An 18081-nucleotide genomic window follows, 5' to 3' on the forward strand; every position below is an offset into this window, starting at 1 on the left:
CGATCACGTCGAAGGGGCCGTCGGGCAGCGGGCCGTTGGCACCGTCGGCCTGGCGCACTTCCACATTGGCCACGCCGGCGCTGCGCAGGTTCTCCTGGGCAAATTCGACCAGCGCGGGCGCGATCTCCAGCGTGACGACGTGCTGGGCGCGGGCGGCCAGCAGGGCGGCCATATAGCCCGAGCCGGTGCCGATCTCGAGCACGCGGGTCGGTGGGCTTGACCTGCAGGTCCTGCAGCATGCGCGCCTCGACCCGGGGAGGCAGCATGAACTGGCCCAGGCGGCGGGCCTCGTCCACCGAGCTGTTGAGCGGAATCTCGGTGTCCATGAAGGCCATGCCGTGGTGGGCGACGGGCACGAACTCTTCCCGGCGCACCACGGCCAGCAGGTCCAGCACGTCCACGTCCAGCACGTTCCAGGGGCGGATCTGCTGCTCGATCATGTTGTAGCGCGCCTGAGCGATCGGGTCGCTGATGTTGGCGGACGTGTTCAGGGGCATGTTCATGGGGTTACTCCGAAGCTCGTGGATCAGGACAAACCCACGATTCTAGGCGGGGCGGGGGCTTCATCCGCGTGCACGCAAAGGCCTCGCAGCAAGGTATCGGCTTGCGTGTCGATGTAGCGCTCGGGCGAGAGGTCGGGCGAGTCGGGCACGCAGGCGCCCAGCGAGTGCTTCCACATCGTCAGAAAGACGAGCGGCGCCAGCACCAGATACACCGCGTAGTCCAGATCAACGGCGCGGAATTCGCCGCGCTCCACGCCCCGCTGCAGGATGCGGCGGATCAGCCGGTTGCCGGGCTCGACCACTTCCTCGCGGTAGAAAAGCGCGATTTCCGGGAAGTTCTGCGCCTCGCCCAGCATCAGCTTGGTGATGCCCGAAGCCTTGGTCGACCCGATGCGGGCCCACCAGTCGTGCAGGCAGCAGCGCACCAGCTCGCTGGTGGTGCCGGCAAAGCTCTCGACCTCGACGTCCCATTCGGCGAAGCGGCCGGCGATGTTCTCGCGCACCACCGCCTTGAAGAGATCTTCCTTGCTGGGGAAGTACAAAAACAGCGTGCCCTTGGACACGCCCGCGCGGGCCGCGACCTCGTCCACCTTGGTGGCGGCGAAGCCCTTCTCCACGAACAGGTCGAGCGCCGCATCGAGCAGCTCGCCCGGGCGCGCCTCCTTGCGGCGGCCACGGCGCGGCGCATCTTCGGTCGCTTGAGGGGAGGGAGGGGCGGAGGGGCTCATTTATTACTGACTGACTGGTTAGTAATGTAGCAAGCCCCTACCGCACCGTCAACGCGGGCGGGCTTCCATAATTCCTGGGACCTTCCCAATCCCCGACTGGAGAACCCAAGCGATGACCACCCTGCAAACCATCACACTCGGCGGCGGCTGCTTCTGGTGCACGGAAGCCGTGTTCGACCGCGTGCGCGGCGTGACCGACGTGGAGAGCGGCTATGCCAACGGCCAAGTGCCGTCGCCCACCTATGAGCAGATCTGCACCGGCCGCACCGGCCATGCCGAAGTGGTCAAGCTCACCTTCGACCCGGCGGTGATCGGCGTGCAGCAGATCCTGGAGATCTTCTTCGCCACGCACGACCCGACGACGCTCAACCGCCAGGGCAACGACGTGGGCACGCAGTACCGCAGCGGCATCTACACCACCGACCCCGAGCACCAGCGCGTGGCGACCGAGATGGTGGCGCAGCTCGACCAGAGCCGGGCCTTCGGCGCGCCGGTGGTCACCGAAGTGCAGCCGCTCGAAAGCTATTGGCCTGCGGAGGATTACCACCAGGACTATTTCCTCAACCACCCCGGCCAGGGCTACTGCGCCTTCGTGGTGGGGCCGAAGGTGGAGAAGTTCCGCAAGACGTTTACCCAGCACCTGAAAGCCGAAGCGGCCTGACCCGGTGTGAATGAACCCGCCACGGGCGGCGTGGCCGTGGCAGGAGCCAGGGTCGCCCGTGCCGCATAATGCAACCCGTTTGCGTTATGACAGACCCGATGCCCCTCGTTGCCGCCCCTGCCTTGCCGCCCGGCCTGCGTTCCACGCGGGCCACCCGCGCCGTGCTGCAGCTGGTGGCGGAGCGGGCGGGCGAGGCGCTCTCCGAAACGCAGGTGGAATCAGCCCTGGCCCAGGCCGGCGTGCCCGCCAACCGCGTCACGGTGTACCGGCTGCTCGACCGGCTGGCCACGGCCGGCGTGCTGCGCCGGCAGGTGGATGCGCAGCGCGTCGCACGCTATGCGCTGGCCCCGCCCGCCGGCACCGAGGGGCCCATGCCCCGCTTCGAATGCGATGACTGCCACCGGCATTTCCCGCTGTCCCAGGGTGCCGAGAGCCTGCAGCGCGCCACGCGGCAGATGCTGCAGGCGCTGGCGTCGGCCGGCCATGAAGGCATGGCGGTGGACATCGCTGTGCATGGCCGGTGCGCCGGCTGCGCCCATCCAGACCTGGGAGAGGGCGCGTGATCGTCACCCGGTCGCTCGGATTTGCCCATGCGGGCGCGGCCCCGTTGCGATTTCCCGACGTGCAGGTGCCGCAGGGCGGGCGCCTGCTGCTGCAAGGCCCGTCCGGCTCGGGCAAGTCGACCTGGCTGGCGCTGGTGGGTGGGCTGCGCCGGCCGTCCGCCGGAACGGTGCAGGTCGCCGGCACGACGCTCGACGGCCTGGCGGGTGCGCGCCTCGACACCTGGCGCGCCCGCACCGTCGGCTTTTTGCCGCAGCGGCTGCATCTGAGCGACGCGCTGACGGTGGCGGGCAACCTGGCGCTGCCCTACCTGGCTGCCGGCCTGGCACGGGACGATCGGGTGATCCACGCGGTATTGCAGCGCCTGGGCCTGGAAGGCCTGGCCGGGCGTCGGCCGCACGCGCTCTCCGGCGGCCAGGCCCAGCGGGTGGCCCTGGCGCGCGCGGTGCTGCTGTCACCCCGCGTGCTGCTGGCCGACGAGCCCACGGCCAGCCTGGACGACGCCTCCGCCGCCGCCGCGCTGGCGCTGCTGCACGAGACCGCCGACGCCTGCGGCGCCACCCTGGTGGTGGCCACCCACGACGCACGGGCGGCCGCCTGGGTGTCGGCACTGGAGGGCGCGCAGGCGCTGTGGCTGACTGCCGAGCCCGGACCTGCCGGCACCCTTCCCACCTTGAGCCAAACAGGCCCGCAGCGCTTGCAGGACGGGCGCATCGCGCTATGAAAGCAGTAGCATCCATCGCTCTCCTGTCGTGGCGCTACCTGTGGTCGCGCCCGCTGCAGGCGGCCTTGAACCTGCTGCTGCTGGCGCTGGGCCTGGCCCTGGTCACGCTGGTGTTGCTGGTCGGCACGCAGGTCGACCGGGGCTTCGAGCGCGACGTGCAGGGCATCGACATGGTGGTGGGCGCCAAGGGCAGCCCGCTGCAGCTCATCCTGGCGGGCGTGTTCCACATCGACGTGCCGCCGGGCAACATCGCGCTGGCAGACTTTCAGGCCCTGCAGCGCAACCCCCTGGTGGCGCAGGCGATCCCGCTCAGCCTGGGCGACAGTTTCGGCGGCTTCCGCATCGTCGGCACCACGCCGCAATACCCGGCGCACTACGGCGCCGCGCTGGAGCAGGGCGCGCTGTGGCAGGCGCCCCTGCAGGCGGTGCTGGGCGCTGACGTGGCCCGGTCGATGGCAGCCGGTGCTGCGGAGGGCGGCTCTCTGCTGGGGCGCCGCTTCGTCGGCAGCCACGGCCTGGGCGGTGGCGGCCATGCGCATGGCGACCATCCCTACACCGTCTCGGGCGTGCTGGCGCCGTGCGGCTGCGTGCTCGACCGGCTGATGCTGACCTCGACCGAATCGGTCTGGCAGGTGCACGAGTCCGCGCAGGCCGACGACCCCGACGACCTGGCCGTGCTGCGCGAGGAGCGCGAGATCACGCTGGCCCTGGTGCGCTGGCGCAGCCCGCTCGCCGCCGTGACCCTGCCGCGCGCCATCAACGCCGGCACCCCGATGCAGGCCGCCGTGCCCGCCGTCGAGATCACTCGGCTGGTGCGCCTGCTGGGCGTGGGGGCCGACATGCTGCGTGCGTTGGGCGGCGTGCTGCTCGGCGTGGCCGGGCTCAGCGTGTTCATCGCCTGCTGGAACGCGGTGCGCGAGCGACAGGCCGATCTGGCGCTGCTGCGCCTGCTGGGGGCGCCGCGCACGCGGGTGGCGGGCGTGATCGCGGCCGAGGCCCTGTGGCTCGCGCTGCTGGCCACCTTGCTGGGCCTCGCCCTGGGCCACGCCCTGGCGGGGCTGGCGGGGCATTGGCTGGGCGCCGAAGGCTCCATGCCGCTCACCGGCGCCCTCTGGCTGCCGCAGGAATGGGCCGTGCCGGCCCTGGCCCTGGGCATCGCCGGCCTGGCGGCGCTGCTGCCCGTAGTGCGCGCCTACCGTACCGACGTGGCCGACCTGCTGGCGCGGCCGGCCTGATCGGCCCGCTTGCTTTCATTCCCGGTTTCCCAACCCCCTCCTGAAGGACCTTTTCGATGCAACGACTCTTGACCACCCTCGCTCTCGCGCCGCTGATGGCCATGGCCGCGCTGGCCCACGCCCAGGGCCATTCCGACAAGGAAACCCAGGCCGACATCCAGCGCCACCGCGCCATGGCCGCCGCGCACGAAGCCGCCGCCAAGTGCCTCGAATCGGGCAAGGGCCATGACCTGTGCATGAAGGAGCTGCAGGCCGCCTGCAAGACGCTGGCCATCGGCAAATACTGCGGCATGAAGCACGCGCACTGAAAGGCAAGACAATCGGCCCCGGGCGGGGCCGCTCGACCGCTTCCCTCATCCCAGCTTCCAGAACCTTCCGCCAATGTCTTCACTGCCCCCACGCTTTCACGCCCTGGCTTGCGCCGCGCTGGCTGCCGTCTTCAGCACGGCAGCCATGGCAGCCGCGCCCGCCGCAGCGCCACCGCCAGCGCCGGCCGACGGCGGCGGCGGGCTTTCGTCGCCCATGGGGCCGGGCGGCCTGCCGGCCGGGCAGGGCGCCGGCTACCACAGCCCGCAGAGCCCGATCAAGCCGCTGCAGCCGCGCAGCGACGTCGTGCCGTGGTCCAGCCTGTCGAACCTCACGAAGAAAACCCTGCGTGACCGGATCGAACCCGTGTTCACCAGCGAGCAGAAGGCCATGCACATGACGATCCGGCGCGTGCAGGGCTTCATGGTGCCGATGGACACCAAGCCGGGGCAGAAGCACTTTTTGCTCACTTCCGTGCCGCTCACCTGCGCCTTCTGCATCCCGGGCGGCCCGGAAAGCATGATCGAAGTGAAGGCCCGCACGCCGGTGCGCTACTCGCTGGAGCCGGTGGTCGTGGAAGGGCGCTTTCAGACGCTGCAGGACGATCAGTACGGCCTCTTCTACCGCTTGGTGGAAGCGCGCCAGGTGGAGTGACGGCCACGCCGCACCCGCCCACCTTCTCGCACTGAACCGATCACTATCGCCCCCACGGCATGGCCGCCACCCGCCCCCGCAGTCTAGAACGCACTCCGTGCCGGCCGATGAGCGCCCGCGCCGCGCTCTGGTGGCTGGCTCTGTGCCTGGTGCTGGGGCCGGCGCTCGGGCGCATGCACCAGGTCGTGCACGGGCCGCTCGCGTCGCCCGCCGCCGCGGCTGCCAAGGCGTCGGCGCATGGCGCGCTCGGCCATCAGGCGGACGCCCACCACCGGGCGTCGGGGGGCGGCCATGCCGGTGTCCACGCGCTGTTCCAGGGGCATGGCGGCGCCGATTGCGAGTTGCTCGACCAGTTGCTGTTCGGCGGCGCGCTGCTGCCGGCGCCCCTGGTCGTGGCCGCGCTGGCGGCCGCCCCGCTGACCGCGGAGGCAGCCTCCCGAGGCATCGACGCGCGCCTGCAGCGCGGCTTCCTGGCACGCGCACCGCCCGCTGCGGCCAGCGCCTGACGCGGCGCGGCTCCCGGCCCTCGGCCGCCGCGCTGAATCGCCCGGCGCCGCGCTCCGCGTCTTTTCTTCCTCTCCGCTTTCCCTGCTCGACGCTCGCTGGCCCGCCGGCCTCGCGGCTGCGCGTGGCCGGCATTGCGGCCGCGCCGCCCGTGGCCGCCGGTCGCGGTCGTCGCGCCGCCCATTCACGTTTTTCCTGCTTTCGGCCTCGCCATGACCCATTCCCGTACCGTTTCTTCCCATCCTTCGCATCGCGCCACGCTGCAACCGCTGGCCTGCGCCGTGCTTTGCCTGCTGGCCTCCGGCGTCAGCGCCCAGACGGCCCCGCCGGCTGACCCCGCACCGGCCCAGCGCCTGCCCGACGTCACCGTCACCGGCAACCCGCTGGGTGCCGACGCGGTGGTCGCGCCGGCCGCAGCGCTGTCGGGCGACCCGCTCACGCTGCGCACCCAGTCCACCCTGGGCCAGACGCTGGATGGCCTGCCCGGGGTCAGCAGCACCTACTTCGGGCCCAACGCCAGCCGCCCCATCATTCGCGGCCTGGACGGCGACCGCATCCGCGTGCTGCAGAACAGCGGCGCCACGCTGGATGCGTCGGCGCTCAGCTTCGACCATGCCGTGCCCACGGAAGCGCTGACCACCGAGCGCATCGAGGTGCTGCGCGGACCGGCCGCGCTGCTGTACGGCGGCAGCGCTGTGGGCGGCGTGGTCAACGTCATCGACAACCGCATTCCCCGCGAGCCGGTCAACGGCGTGGATGGCAAGGTCGAGGCATCGGCCGCCACCGGCAACCGCGAGCGCGCAGGCGCCGCGATGATCGAAGGCGGCAACGAGCGCTTCGCCCTGCATGCCGATGTGTTCGACCGCGACACCGGCGACGTGCGCGTGCCGGCCGATCTGGCCTGCGAGAAGCCCGGGTCGCCCAGCCTTGCGCGGCGCATCTGCAATTCCGCCAGCCATTCGCGGGGCGGCGCCGTGGGCGGCACGGCCTTCTTCGACCGGGGCTACCTGGGCCTCTCGGCCAGCACCTACCGCAGCGACTACGGCACCGTCGCCGAAGACGACGTGAGCATCGGCATGCGCTCCAACCGCTACGCGCTCGACGGGCTCTGGCGCATCGACGCCGGGCCGCTGCAGAGCGTGCGCCTGCAGGCCAGCCACACCGACTACGAACACACCGAATACGAGGGGGGCGAGCCGGGCACCACCTTCCGCAACGCCGGCAACGACCTGCGGCTGGAAGCGCGGCATGCGCCGCTGGGCCCCGTGCAGGGCGTGGTCGGCGTGCAGGCCGAGGCCAGCCGCTTTTCCGCCATCGGCGAAGAAGCCTTCGCCCCCCGCAGCCGCAGCCGCAGCACGGCGCTCTTCCTGCACGAAGAGCTGGGCACCGGCTGGGGCAAGCTCACGTTCGGCGCACGCACCGAGCGCGCCAGCGTCGAATCCTTCGGCAGCCCGGATGTGGAGCGCTTCGAGATCGGCAAGCGCGACTTCCATCCGCACAGCGCCGCCCTGGGTGCGCTGGTGAACCTCACGCCCGCCTGGCAGCTGACCTCCAACCTGTCGTACACCCAGCGCGCCCCCAAGGACTACGAGCTGTTCGCCAATGGCCCGCACGTCGCCACGGCGGCATGGGAAACGGGCGACGGCACGCTCGGCCTGGAGAAATCCACCAGCGTGGACGTGGGGGGAGCCTGGAAGAGCGGGCCGAACCGCTTTGCCGTGACCGCCTTCCACAGCCGCTTCGCCAACTACATCGGGCTCACGCCCACCGGCGGGCTGCTGTCGGAGGAGGGGGAGCCCGTGCCCGCCGCCACGGAAGGCGCCTTGCCCGAGTACCGCTACCAGGGCGTGCGGGCGCGGTTCTACGGGCTGGAAGCCAGCGGCAACCTGCGCCTGCTGGGCGAATCGGGCCTGAGCTCGGCCGGGGCGTTCGGCCAGGGCGGCTCCACGCTCGACCTGCAGCTGCGCGGCGACCTGGTGCGCGCCAGCAACCGCGACACCGGCGAGCCGCTGCCCCGCATCGCCCCGTACCGCCTGGGTAGCACCCTGGCCTGGGCGCAGGGCCCGTGGCGCGCCGGCCTGGGCTTCGACTACGTGGCCGCGCAGAACCGCGTTCCGGCCGACGGCAGCCGTGCCACCGGCGCCTACACCCTCTGGAACGCCTCGCTGGGCTACCGCACGCAGTGGCAGTTCGGCGCCACCCGCAGCAACGTGCTCTGGTATGCGCGCCTGGACAACATCACCGACAAGCTGGCCTACAGCGCGACGTCGATCCTCACGACCACCGCGTTCCCGAAGGCGCCGCTGCCCGGGCGCAGCCTGAAGGTGGGGGTGAAGGTGGACTTCTGATGTCGGCGCCGCAGCCGTAACCGGCCCGGGGGCGGTACGTGCAGCCGGCAGCCAGCGCGGAGTGGCTGCTGATCGCTGACTGGAAAAATATGCCCGTTTCGGGTATATTTTTCAAAGCGACCTTATGACCGTCTTGAAACGCAAGGACTTTGCACGTTGGCAGGCTGCCGAAAAATTGCCTGATGCCGCTTTATGCAAGGCGGTCCAGGAAATGGAGGCCGGTCTGGTGGATGCCGACCTGGGCGGCGCTCTCTACAAGAAGCGGGTCGCTCGCCCGGGTGGTGGCAAAAGCGGCGGTTACCGGACGCTGCTATCGGCACGCATGGGCAGCCGCTACGTATTCCTGCATGGTTTCCCGAAGAGCGACAAGGCCAACATCACGCAGGACGAACGAAAGGCATTGCAGTTCGCAGGCAAGGTGTTTCTGGAACTGTCCACAGAGAACTTGGCCAAGGCGCTGGAAGCCGGCGTCCTCCTGGAGGTGTGGTGTGACGAGCAAACTCATTGAATCCCTGCGCGGCGACCTGGCCGCGCTGCACGATGCTGGCGCCATTGGCAAAGTCACGATGCGCGAGTTCGATGCCATCTGCCCGCCGCCGGTGCGGGAGTTCACTGCCGCCGACATCAAGCACCTGCGCGAGGAACTGAAATTCAGCCAGCCGGTGTTTGCCCTGCATCTGCACACGACGGCTTCCACGGTGCGCAAGTGGGAGCAAGGGCACACGCACCCGGCCGGGCCAGCGCTGAAGCTGCTGAACATCATCGCCGACAAGGGGCTGCAGGCCATCATCTGACGCCTGCCAGGCCCTGGGCCACCTGCGTTCAGTGCGCCGCCGCACCATCCCGGTAGTGCGCCAACAGCGCTTCGATCAGTGCCTCCGCATAGCCTGGCAGCCGTCCGCGGTCACGCACCAGCACATGCCGCTCGCGCACGCTCCAGGCATCCGCCAGTTCCACCAGCGCCAGTCGTGACGTGTCCTGATGCCGCCGTGCCGCGCTTTCCGGCACGATGCCCACCCCCACGCCCGCGCCGATCATGCGGCACATGGCGTCGAAGCTGGAGAGCTGGATGCGCAGCTTGAGCGGCTTGCCGAGCCGTTCCGTCACCTGGGAGAGGAAGGTCTGCAGGGTGCTGCCAGCCTGCAGGCCCACGTGGTCTTCCTGCAGGGTGTCGGCGAACGCGATGCGGGGCAGGGCGGCGAAGGGGTGGCTGGCCGATGCGGCGAGCACCAGGCGGTCGGTGCTGAAGTGGATCGCCTCCAGGCCCAGGGTGTCGACGGCGCCGGCGACGATGCCCACGTCGGCACGGCCATCCAGCACGCCCCGGGCGATGTCCGCGTTCGGCTTTTCCTGCAGGTCCACATTCACGCGGGGGTGGGCCGCCAGGAACGCCGGCAGGATCTCCGGCAGGAAGTCGGTCACCGCCGTGGTGTTGGCGAAGACGCGCACGTGCCCGCGCAGGCCACCGCCGTATTCCTGCAGGTCGGCCCGCAGTTGCTCCACCTGGCGCAGCACGCCGCGTGCATGGTGCAAAAAGGCCTCGCCGGGCGGGGCCAGCCGCACGCCGCGGGCCTCGCGGTAGAGCAGGGGCAGTCCGGTCTGCGCTTCCAGCGCCTTGATGCGCGCACTGGCCGCCGCCAGCGAGAGGTGCTGGCGCGCCGCGGCGCGGGTAAGGCTGCCTTCGTCGGCGGCATGGACGAACAGGCGCAGGTCGGTCAGATCGAAGTGCATGGCCTGGTGATGGTAGCCAACCCTTCAGAAAAACCGAAGGGTCGATCTCGAAATGCGTGATTGTGCGCTGAGGCCGTGGTGTGGACCATGCAGCCCATGACGCAAGCATTCAGAGACACCGAAGCATCGGCCGAACGCACGGTGGATGCCGGCCAGCTCGCCCACCTGCAGGGCTGGCAAGGCCGCAGCGATTCCACCGACGACCTGATCGCCGCCGCGCCGGTGCGTGGCGTTGCCGCCACGCTGGACCGGGACGACCCGCCACCCGCCGTGGGCACGCCGCTGCCGCCGCTGTGGCATTGGGCCTACTTCCTGCCGCATGCGCGCCAGAGCGCCATCGGGCCGGACGGGCACCCGCAGCGCGGCGGCTTCCTGCCGCCGGTGCCGCTGCCGCGCCGCATGTGGGCCGGCGGACGCCTGCGGTGGGAAGCGGCCAACCCCCTGCGGGTGGGGGATGCCGCCCGGCGCGATTCGCGCATCGTCTCGGTCACGCACAAGGCCGGGCGCACCGGCGACCTGCTCTTCGTGCTGGTGGAACACACCTATTCCAACGCCCAGGGCGTGGCGCTGGTGGAGGAGCACGACATCGTCTACCGCGCCGCCCCCCAGCCCGGCGACGCGGCGCCGCCGCCGGTGGCCGCGGAGCAGGGCGCGGCGTGGCAGCGCGAGGTCGTGCCGGACGACGTGCTGCTGTTCCGCTATTCCGCGCTCACCTTCAACGGCCACCGCATCCACTACGACCGGCGCTACGTGACCGAGGTGGAGGGTTACCCCGGCCTGATCGTGCACGGACCGCTCATCGCCACGCTGCTGCTGGACCTGCTGCGCCGGCAGATGCCGGGCGCCGCCGTGGCGGGCTTTGCCTTCAAGGCCGTGCGGCCCACCTTCGATCTGCACCCGTTCCGCCTGAACGGCCAGCCCAGCGCCGACGGGCGCACCGTGCGCCTCTGGGCGCAGGACCACGAGGGCTGGCTGACCATGGAAGGCACGGCCACGCTGGCCGGCTGATGCGCCGCACGCCCCGCTGAACCCAACCCCTGACCGATCCCGGAACCCATGAACACCACCGCCGACGACCGTTACCAGGACATCCGCGACGCCGTGCGCGACCTGTGCGCCGAGTTTCCCGACGAATACCACCGCAAGATCGACGAGCAGCGCGCCTACCCCGAGGCCTTCGTCGACGCGCTCACCCGCGCCGGCTGGCTGGCCGCGCTGATCCCGCAGGAGTACGGCGGATCCGGCCTGGGCCTGGCCGAGGCCTCGGTCATCATGGAGGAGATCAACCGCGCGGGCGGCAATTCCGGCGCCTGCCACGGCCAGATGTACAACATGGGCACGCTGCTGCGCCACGGCTCGGAGGCGCAGAAAGCGCTCTACCTGCCCAAGATCGCCAGCGGCGAATGGCGGCTGCAGTCCATGGGCGTGACCGAGCCCACCACCGGCACCGACACCACGAAGATCAAGACCACCGCCGTCAAGCGCGGCGACCGCTACGTGGTCAATGGCCAGAAGGTGTGGATCAGCAGGGTGCAGCATAGCGACTGGATGATCCTGCTGGCGCGCACCACCCCGCTGGCCGAGGTGACGAAGAAAAGCGAGGGCATGTCCATCTTCATGGTGGACCTGCGCCAGGCCGAGCAAAGCGGCATGACCGTGCGGCCTATCGCCAACATGGTCAACCACGAGACCAACGAGCTCTTCTTCGAGAACCTGGAGATTCCCGAAGAGAACCTCATCGGGCAGGAAGGGCAGGGCTTCAAGTACATCCTCGACGGGCTGAATGCCGAGCGCACGCTGATCGCGGCCGAATGCATCGGCGACGGCTACTGGTTCATCGACCGCATCACCCGCTACGCGAAGGACCGCCAGGTGTTTGGCCGCCCGATCGGGCAGAACCAGGGCGTGCAGTTCCCCATCGCCGAGGCCTTCATCGAAGTGGAGGCGGCCAACCTGATGCGCTGGCGCGCCTGCGAGCTGTTCGACGCCCGCCAGCCCATGGGCAAGGAGGCCAACATGGCCAAGTACCTGGCGGCCAAGGCCAGCTGGGAGGCGGCCAACGTCTGCCTGCAATACCACGGCGGCTTCGGCTTCGCCTGCGAATACGACGTGGAGCGCAAGTTCCGCGAGACCCGGCTCTACCAGGTGGCGCCCATTTCCACCAACCTGATCTTCTCGTACGTGGCCGAGCATGTGCTGGGCCTGCCGCGATCGTTCTGACCGAAAAAGGCCCCGCCATGACCCGCCCCCTGGACGGCATCACCGTCGTCTCCCTGGAACATGCCATCGCCGCGCCGTTCTGCACCCGGCAGCTCGCTGACCTGGGCGCGCGCGTCATCAAGGTGGAGCGCCCCGGCGTGGGCGACTTCGCCCGCGCCTACGACGAACGGGTGCGCGGCCTGTCGTCGCACTTCGTCTGGACCAACCGGTCCAAGGAAAGCCTGACGCTGGACCTGAAGCACCCCGAGGCGCTGGACGCCCTGAAGGCCCTGATCGCCCGCGCCGACGTGCTGGTGCAGAACCTGGCGCCCGGCGCCGCCGCCCGCATGGGGCTCGACTACGCCAGCCTGAGCGCCGAGCACCCGCGCCTCGTCGTGTGCGACATCTCGGGCTACGGCGAGGACGGCCCCTACCGTGACAAGAAGGCCTACGACCTGCTGATCCAGAGCGAGGCCGGTTTCCTCTCGGTCACCGGCAGCGCCGGCGAGCCGGCCAAGGCCGGCAACTCGGTGGCCGACATCGCGGCCGGCATGTACGCGTACAGCAGCATCCTGGCCGCCTTGCTGCAGCGCGGCCGCACCGGGCAGGGCGGCCACGTCGATGTCTCGATGCTCGAATCGCTGGGCGAGTGGATGGGCTACCCGATGTACTACGCCTTCGGCGGCGCCACCCCGCCCCCGCGGGCCGGCGCCGCCCACGCCAGCATCTACCCCTACGGCCCGTTCGCGGCGGGCGACGGCGGCACGGTGATGCTGGGGCTGCAGAACGAGCGCGAGTGGAAGACCTTCTGCGAGGTGGTGCTGGAGCAGCCCGGGCTCGCCGCCGACCCCCGGTTCGACGCCAACGCCCGCCGCAACGACAACCGCGAGGCGCTGCAGGCCCTGATCCTCGCCGCCTTCGCCGGGCTCAGCACCGACCAGGTCCTGGAGCGCCTGGACCGGGCGCAGATCGCCAACGCCCGCATGAACGACATGGCGGGGCTGTGGGCCCACCCCCAGCTGCAGGCGCGGGAACGCTGGCACCCGGTGGATTCGCCCGCCGGCGAATTGCCGGCCCTGCTGCCGCCGGGGCGCCACTCCAGCTTCGACTACCGGATGGACCCCATCCCGGCGGTCGGCCAGCACACCGATTCCATCCTGCGCGAGCTGGGCCATTCGGACGCCACCGTCGCCCGCTGGCGGGCCGCCGGAACGGTGTAGCCCGTTGCTACCAAAACCATAGCTACTCGCGTCTATGAGACAAGCGCCAGAGGCCATTTCAACCATGAAAACCGATTCCCAAGACGGCTGCGCCGGCCTGGCCGCGGCGCATGCAGCGCCCGCGGCGGCCCTGGCCCCCGGCGCCGCGCTGGCCGCCTTCGCCGCCGGCCTGCGCCCCGAGCACATCCCCGCGCCGGTGATGCGCCGCGCCGAGGACCTGCTGGTGGACTGGTTCGGCTCGGCCGTGGGCGGGCGCACCGCCCGGCCGGTGGCCAGCATCGCCTGGTTCGCGCTGCTGCAGGGTCCGAGCGACGGCCCCTGCGAAGTCATCGGCCACGGGCCAGGCACCAGTCCCTTCGCCGCCGCGCAGGCCAATGCCGCCGCATCGCACGTGGCCGAGCAGGACGACGTGCACAACGGCTCCGTCTTCCACCCCGCGACGGTGGTGTTCCCGCCGGCGCTGGCCGTGGCCCAGGCGCTGGGCTCGAGCGGCAGCGAATTGCTCACGGCCTGCGTGGCCGGCTACGAGGTGGGCATCCGCGTGGGGGAATTCCTCGGCCGCTCGCATTACCGCGTGTTCCACACCACCGGCACGGCCGGCACGCTGGCCGCTGCCGCCGCCGTGGGCCACCTGCTGCGGCTGGACGCGACGAAGATGCTCCATGCCTTCGGATCGGCGGGCACGCAGTCGGCCGGCCTGTGGGAATTCCTGCGCACCGCCGCCGACAGCAAGCAGCTGCACACCGCGCACGCGGCCGGCGCCGGGCTGATGGCGGCCTACCTGGCGGCGGACGGCTTCACCGGCGCCGCGCAGATCCTGGAAGGCCCGCAGGGCATGGCGGCCGGCATGTCGAGCGACGCCGACCCGGCGCGCCTGACCGACGGCCTGGGCACGCGCTGGGCGTTGGCGGAAACCTCGTTCAAGTACCACGCCAGCTGCCGCCACACCCACCCGGCGGCCGACGCGCTGCTGCAACTGATGCGGCAGCACGCGCTCACGCCGCGCGACATCGAGCGGGTCGTCACGCACGTGCACCAGGGCGCCATCGACGTGCTGGGGGTCGCCTCAGAAAACGGAAAATAAAGCACGCTAAGCCGGTTGCAACGGTCGTAGCGGCCTGAACTTGCCCGCGCCGATCTTGGCGCTGCTGCGCCAGAGGTAATCGCCGGTCAGGTTGATGTGTTCCCAGCCGAGCGGCGACAGGTATTGCAATAGCGCGTCATCGACAGCATGCCCGTTGCCACGCAACGCATGTGCTGCGCGCTCCAGATAGACCGTGTTCCACAACACGACGGCCGCCGTCACCAGGTTGAGGCCGCTGGCCCGGTAGCGCTGCTGCTCGAAGCTGCGGTCGCGGATTTCGCCCAGACGGTTGAAGAATACGGCGCGGGCCAGCGCGTTGCGCGCTTCGCCCTTGTTCAGTCCAGCGTGGACGCGGCGGCGCAGCTCCACGCTTTGCAACCAGTCCAGGATGAACAGCGTGCGTTCGATGCGCCCCAGCTCGCGCAGGGCGATGGCTAAGCCGTTCTGGCGCGGATAGCTGCCGAGTTTCCGAAGCATCAGCGAGGCTGTCACCGTGCCCTGCTTGATCGAGGTCGCCAGCCGCAGAATTTCATCCCAGTGGGCACGAATAGCCTTGATGTTCAGCCTGTCGCTGCTAATCATCGGTTTGAGCGCGTCATAGGCGGTATCCCCCTTGGGGATGAACAGCTTGGTGTCGCCCAGGTCACGGATGCGCGGCGCAAAGCGGAAGCCCAGGAGATGCATCAGGGCAAAGACGTGATCGGTGAAGCCTGCCGTGTCGGTGTAGTGTTCCTCGATGCGCAGGTCGGACTCGTGGTACAGCAGGCCGTCAAGTACATAGGTCGAGTCGCGCACGCCGACATTGACCACCTTGGTGTGGAACGGCGCGTACTGGTCGGATATATGGGTGTAGAAGGTTCGCCCAGGGCTGCTGCCATATTTCGGGTTGATGTGACCGGTACTCTCGGCCTTGCTCCCGGTTCGGAAGTTCTGGCCGTCCGACGATGACGTGGTGCCGTCGCCCCAGTGTTCGGCGAAGGGATGCCGGAATTGGGCGTTCACCAACTCGGCCAGCGCTGTCGAATAGGTTTCGTCGCGGGTATGCCAGGCTTGTAGCCAGGCGAGCTTGGCGTAGGTCGTGCCGGGGCAGGACTCGGCCATCTTGGTCAGGCCCAGGTTGATCGCGTCGGCCAGGATGGTGGTCAACAGCAGATTTTTGTCCTTGGCCAGATCGCCCGATTTCAGGTGCGTGAAGTGGCGGGTGAAGCCCGTCCACTCATCGACTTCGAGCAGCAGTTCGGTGATCTTGACGTGTGGCAGGATCATGGCTGTCTGGTCGATCAGCGCCTGCGCGGTGTCGGGTACCGCCGCATCCAGCGGCGTGATCTTCAGGCCCGACTCGGTGATGATCGCATTCGGCAGGTCGTTGGCCGCTGCCATGCGGTTGACCGTGGCAAGCTGCGCTTCAAGCAGCGTCAGGCGGTCGTGCAGGTACTGGTCGCAGTCGGTGGCCACGGCCAGCGGCAATGCGCTGGACTGCTTGAGGCTGGCGAACTTCGCGGGCGGCACCAGGTAGTCCTCGAAGTCCTTGAACTGGCGCGATCCCTGCACCCAGATGTCGCCCGAGCGCAGCGAGTTCTTCAGCTGGGACAGCGCGCACAGCTCGTAGTAGCGCCGGTCGATACCCGCGTCAGTCATCACCAGCTTCTGCCAGCGCGGCTTGATGAAGTCGGTCGGGGCATCGGCAGGCACTTTGCGGGCGTTGTCGGTGTTCATGCCACGCAGTACCTCGATGGCATCGAGCACGTTCTTGGCGGCGGGTGCGGCCCGCAGCTTGAGCACGGCAAGGAATTCCGGCGCGTAGCGGCGCAAGGTGGCGTAACTTTCGCCGATGCGGTGCAGGAAATCGAAGTCATCGGGCTGAGCGAGCTTCTGCGCCTCGGTGACGCTTTCGGCGAAGGCATCCCAGGACATGACGGCCTCGATGGCGGCGAACGGATCGCGGCCAGCTTGCTTGGCCTCGATCAGCGCCTGGCCGATGCGCCCGAACAGCCGCACCTTGGCGTTGATCGCCTTGCCGGATGCCTGAAACTGCTGCTGATGCTTGTTCTTGGCGGCGTTGAACAGCTTGCCCAGGATGCGGTCGTGCAAGTCGATGATTTCGTCGGTGACCGTGGCCATGCCCTCGATGGCCAGCGCCACGTGGGTGGCGTAGCGCCGTTGCGGCTCGAACTTGGCTAAGTCGGCGGGCGTCATCTGGCCACCCTCACGGGCGATCTTGAGCAGGCGGTTCTGGTGCACCGACCGCTCGATACCGGAAGGCAGATCGAGCGCCTGCCACGCCTTGAGGCGTTCGATGTGTTCCAGCATGTGCCGCGAGTTCGGTTTAACCGGCGACTGGCGCAGCCAGGCCAGCCAGGTCGTCTTGCCGTTGTCCCGGCGCCTGAGCAGATCGTCGAGGCGGCGGCGATGCGTGTCCGACAGTGGTTCGGCCAAGGCGTCATAGATGCGCCGGTTGGCGCGAGTGATGGCCTCGGCGCTAGCGCGCTCGATGGCGTTGAGCGCGGGCAGGATGATCGACTGTCGCCGCAGATGCTCAACCAAGGTGCTAGCCAGCACGATGCCTTTGTCGGTTTGCATGGCCAGGTCGGTCAGCGTGTGCACGGCCTGCCGGTAGTGGCTCATGGTGAACGGCTGGAAGCCAAACACCGTTTGCAGCTCGACCAGGTGCTCGCGCCGGGTCTGCTCCCGCTGCCCGTAGTCGTCCCAGCTTTCGACGCCGACCTTGAGCTGGTCGGCGACCAGTTTCAGTAGGGGCAAAGACGGCGCCTGATCGACACCAAGGAAGATTCCGGGAAAGCGCAGGTAGCAGAGCTGCACGGCAAAGCCCAAGCGATTCGCAGGCCCGCGCCGCTGGCGGATGATGGAGAGATCGGTATCGCTGAACGTGTAATGTCGAATTAGGTCGTCCTTGGTGTCCGGCAACGCCAACAGGCTTTCCCGCTCGGCGGCGGACAGTATGGAACGACGAGGCATATTTATTGATCCAATTTCAAGTATTGATACAGGGTCTCCCGGCTGACACCAAATTCACGGGCCAGCTTCGCTTTTTGCTCGCCCGCCGTGACGCGCCGTTTCAGTTCAGCAATCTGTTCACCGCTCAGAGACTTCTTTCGGCCTCGGTAGGCTCCGCGTTGCTTAGCGAGCGCGATGCCTTCGCGCTGCCGCTCACGGATCAAGGCCCGCTCGAATTCGGCGAATGCCCCCATGACCGACAGCATCAGGTTCGCCATCGGTGAATCCTCGCCGGTGAAGGTCAGGCTTTCCTTGACGAACTCGATGCGCACGCCGCGCTTGGTCAGCTTTTGTACGAGGCGGCGCAAGTCATCGAGGTTGCGCGCCAAGCGATCCATGCTGTGAACCACCACGGTGTCGCCTTCGCGCACGAAGGCCAGCAGCGAATCAAGCTCGGGCCGCTGGGTGTCCTTGCCCGACGCCTTGTCGGTGAACACCCTGCCGACTTCGACATGCTCCAGTTGCCGCTCCGGGTTCTGGTCGAAGCTGCTGACCCGGACGTAGCCGATGCGTTGACCCTGCAAGATACCTCCAAATACGAAAGTGTCAGGAAGAAATCTATGACCTTTCGCCGCAGGTGTCAAGAAACACAAAAGTTAACTCTATTC

At 69.0% G+C, this 18081-nt stretch carries 17 protein-coding genes and 2 pseudogenes; 14 read left to right on the top strand and 5 right to left on the bottom strand.

All coding sequences use genetic code 11. The annotated features are described in order from the left end of the window. A pseudogene (locus ABWV53_RS06915) lies at positions 1 to 503 on the bottom strand (protein-L-isoaspartate O-methyltransferase family protein); the annotation flags it as partial. Positions 504 to 526: 23 nt separating this feature from the next. Then, a complete protein-coding gene (locus tag ABWV53_RS06920; protein WP_353363170.1) occupies positions 527 to 1231 on the bottom strand; it encodes a TetR/AcrR family transcriptional regulator in 705 nt (234 codons plus the stop codon). A 112-nt stretch (positions 1232 to 1343) separates the two neighbouring features. Here ABWV53_RS06920 and msrA point away from each other — a divergent pair, with 112 nt between their 5' ends. The 10 genes from msrA (at position 1344) to ABWV53_RS06970 (ending at position 9018) form a co-directional block, all read left to right on the top strand. Next, positions 1344 to 1892 carry a peptide-methionine (S)-S-oxide reductase MsrA gene (gene msrA / locus ABWV53_RS06925; RefSeq protein ID WP_353363168.1) on the top strand — a complete coding sequence of 183 codons (549 nt, stop codon included), beginning with the start codon at positions 1344 to 1346 and terminating at the stop codon, positions 1890 to 1892. Positions 1893 to 1990: 98 nt separating this feature from the next. Beyond that, positions 1991 to 2455, top strand: a complete 465-nt coding sequence (locus tag ABWV53_RS06930; protein WP_353363166.1) for a Fur family transcriptional regulator — start codon at positions 1991 to 1993, stop codon at positions 2453 to 2455. After that, entirely contained in the window at positions 2452 to 3177 is a 726-nt protein-coding gene (locus ABWV53_RS06935) for an ABC transporter ATP-binding protein (RefSeq protein ID WP_353363164.1), read from the top strand. Before ABWV53_RS06930 ends, ABWV53_RS06935 begins: the two co-directional genes overlap by 4 nt. Further along, complete coding sequence (locus tag ABWV53_RS06940; protein WP_353363162.1) at positions 3174 to 4412, top strand: FtsX-like permease family protein; 1239 nt, start codon at positions 3174 to 3176, stop codon at positions 4410 to 4412. The genes ABWV53_RS06935 and ABWV53_RS06940 overlap by 4 nt, the downstream gene beginning before the upstream one ends. A 56-nt stretch (positions 4413 to 4468) precedes the next feature. Next, complete coding sequence (locus tag ABWV53_RS06945) at positions 4469 to 4720, top strand: hypothetical protein (RefSeq protein ID WP_353363160.1); 252 nt, start codon at positions 4469 to 4471, stop codon at positions 4718 to 4720. Between the two features lie 73 nt (positions 4721 to 4793). Next, positions 4794 to 5372: a hypothetical protein gene (locus tag ABWV53_RS06950; RefSeq protein ID WP_353363158.1), complete on the top strand. Its 579-nt coding sequence runs from the start codon at positions 4794 to 4796 to the stop codon at positions 5370 to 5372. Between the two features lie 107 nt (positions 5373 to 5479). After that, entirely contained in the window at positions 5480 to 5878 is a 399-nt protein-coding gene (locus ABWV53_RS06955; protein ID WP_353364326.1) for a hypothetical protein, read from the top strand. A gap of 210 nt (positions 5879 to 6088) precedes the next feature. Further along, positions 6089 to 8224 (top strand): TonB-dependent receptor, encoded by a 2136-nt coding sequence (locus tag ABWV53_RS06960; RefSeq protein WP_353364328.1) that lies wholly within the window; start codon positions 6089 to 6091, stop codon positions 8222 to 8224. A 124-nt stretch (positions 8225 to 8348) separates the two neighbouring features. Further along, entirely contained in the window at positions 8349 to 8732 is a 384-nt protein-coding gene (locus ABWV53_RS06965) for a type II toxin-antitoxin system RelE/ParE family toxin (protein ID WP_353364330.1), read from the top strand. After that, the gene (locus ABWV53_RS06970; RefSeq protein ID WP_353364332.1) at positions 8713 to 9018 is read left to right on the top strand and encodes a helix-turn-helix domain-containing protein; all 306 of its coding nucleotides are present in this window, start codon (positions 8713 to 8715) and stop codon (positions 9016 to 9018) included. Before ABWV53_RS06965 ends, ABWV53_RS06970 begins: the two co-directional genes overlap by 20 nt. Before the next feature lie 28 nt (positions 9019 to 9046). Here the strand turns inward: ABWV53_RS06970 and ABWV53_RS06975 are convergent, their stop codons facing one another. Next, positions 9047 to 9955, bottom strand: a complete 909-nt coding sequence (locus ABWV53_RS06975) for a LysR family transcriptional regulator (protein ID WP_353364334.1) — start codon at positions 9953 to 9955, stop codon at positions 9047 to 9049. A 96-nt stretch (positions 9956 to 10051) separates the two neighbouring features. Between ABWV53_RS06975 and ABWV53_RS06980 the strand changes: the two genes are divergently transcribed. The 4 genes and pseudogenes from ABWV53_RS06980 to ABWV53_RS06995 form a co-directional block, all read left to right on the top strand. Then, positions 10052 to 10963 (top strand): HTD2 family dehydratase, encoded by a 912-nt coding sequence (locus tag ABWV53_RS06980; protein ID WP_353364336.1) that lies wholly within the window; start codon positions 10052 to 10054, stop codon positions 10961 to 10963. Positions 10964 to 11011: 48 nt separating this feature from the next. Then, positions 11012 to 12175, top strand: coding sequence for an acyl-CoA dehydrogenase family protein (locus tag ABWV53_RS06985; protein WP_353364338.1), 1164 nt, complete (start codon positions 11012 to 11014; stop codon positions 12173 to 12175). Between the two features lie 17 nt (positions 12176 to 12192). Next, positions 12193 to 13374: a CaiB/BaiF CoA transferase family protein gene (locus ABWV53_RS06990; protein WP_353364340.1), complete on the top strand. Its 1182-nt coding sequence runs from the start codon at positions 12193 to 12195 to the stop codon at positions 13372 to 13374. 64 nt (positions 13375 to 13438) lie between these two features. Then, a pseudogene (locus tag ABWV53_RS06995) lies at positions 13439 to 14434 on the top strand (MmgE/PrpD family protein); the annotation flags it as partial. 30 nt (positions 14435 to 14464) lie between these two features. On the opposite strand, the gene ABWV53_RS07000 reads toward ABWV53_RS06995, so the two are convergent. Then, the gene (locus ABWV53_RS07000) at positions 14465 to 17434 is read right to left on the bottom strand and encodes a Tn3 family transposase (protein WP_304352073.1); all 2970 of its coding nucleotides are present in this window, start codon (positions 17432 to 17434) and stop codon (positions 14465 to 14467) included. Between the two features lie 2 nt (positions 17435 to 17436). Continuing rightward, complete coding sequence (locus ABWV53_RS07005) at positions 17437 to 17997, bottom strand: recombinase family protein (RefSeq protein WP_003055107.1); 561 nt, start codon at positions 17995 to 17997, stop codon at positions 17437 to 17439. Between the last annotated feature and the right edge of the window lie 84 nt (positions 17998 to 18081).

The organism is Acidovorax sp. FG27, assembly GCF_040365715.1.
Classification (GTDB): Bacteria; Pseudomonadota; Gammaproteobacteria; order Burkholderiales; family Burkholderiaceae_C; genus Paracidovorax.

Bases quoted from the DNA above. Each gene is read 5' to 3' on its own strand.
- ABWV53_RS06920 (WP_353363170.1), bottom strand. From the start codon at position 1,231: ATGAGCCCCTCCGCCCCTCCCTCCCCTCAAGCGACCGAAGATGCGCCG.
- msrA (WP_353363168.1), top strand. From the start codon at position 1,344: ATGACCACCCTGCAAACCATCACACTCGGCGGCGGCTGCTTCTGGTGC.
- ABWV53_RS06930 (WP_353363166.1), top strand. From the start codon at position 1,991: ATGCCCCTCGTTGCCGCCCCTGCCTTGCCGCCCGGCCTGCGTTCCACG.
- ABWV53_RS06940 (WP_353363162.1), top strand. From the start codon at position 3,174: ATGAAAGCAGTAGCATCCATCGCTCTCCTGTCGTGGCGCTACCTGTGG.
- ABWV53_RS06945 (WP_353363160.1), top strand. From the start codon at position 4,469: ATGCAACGACTCTTGACCACCCTCGCTCTCGCGCCGCTGATGGCCATG.
- ABWV53_RS06950 (WP_353363158.1), top strand. From the start codon at position 4,794: ATGTCTTCACTGCCCCCACGCTTTCACGCCCTGGCTTGCGCCGCGCTG.
- ABWV53_RS06955 (WP_353364326.1), top strand. From the start codon at position 5,480: ATGAGCGCCCGCGCCGCGCTCTGGTGGCTGGCTCTGTGCCTGGTGCTG.
- ABWV53_RS06960 (WP_353364328.1), top strand. From the start codon at position 6,089: ATGACCCATTCCCGTACCGTTTCTTCCCATCCTTCGCATCGCGCCACG.
- ABWV53_RS06965 (WP_353364330.1), top strand. From the start codon at position 8,349: ATGACCGTCTTGAAACGCAAGGACTTTGCACGTTGGCAGGCTGCCGAA.
- ABWV53_RS06975 (WP_353364334.1), bottom strand. From the start codon at position 9,955: ATGCACTTCGATCTGACCGACCTGCGCCTGTTCGTCCATGCCGCCGAC.
- ABWV53_RS06980 (WP_353364336.1), top strand. From the start codon at position 10,052: ATGACGCAAGCATTCAGAGACACCGAAGCATCGGCCGAACGCACGGTG.
- ABWV53_RS06985 (WP_353364338.1), top strand. From the start codon at position 11,012: ATGAACACCACCGCCGACGACCGTTACCAGGACATCCGCGACGCCGTG.
- ABWV53_RS06990 (WP_353364340.1), top strand. From the start codon at position 12,193: ATGACCCGCCCCCTGGACGGCATCACCGTCGTCTCCCTGGAACATGCC.
- ABWV53_RS07000 (WP_304352073.1), bottom strand. From the start codon at position 17,434: ATGCCTCGTCGTTCCATACTGTCCGCCGCCGAGCGGGAAAGCCTGTTG.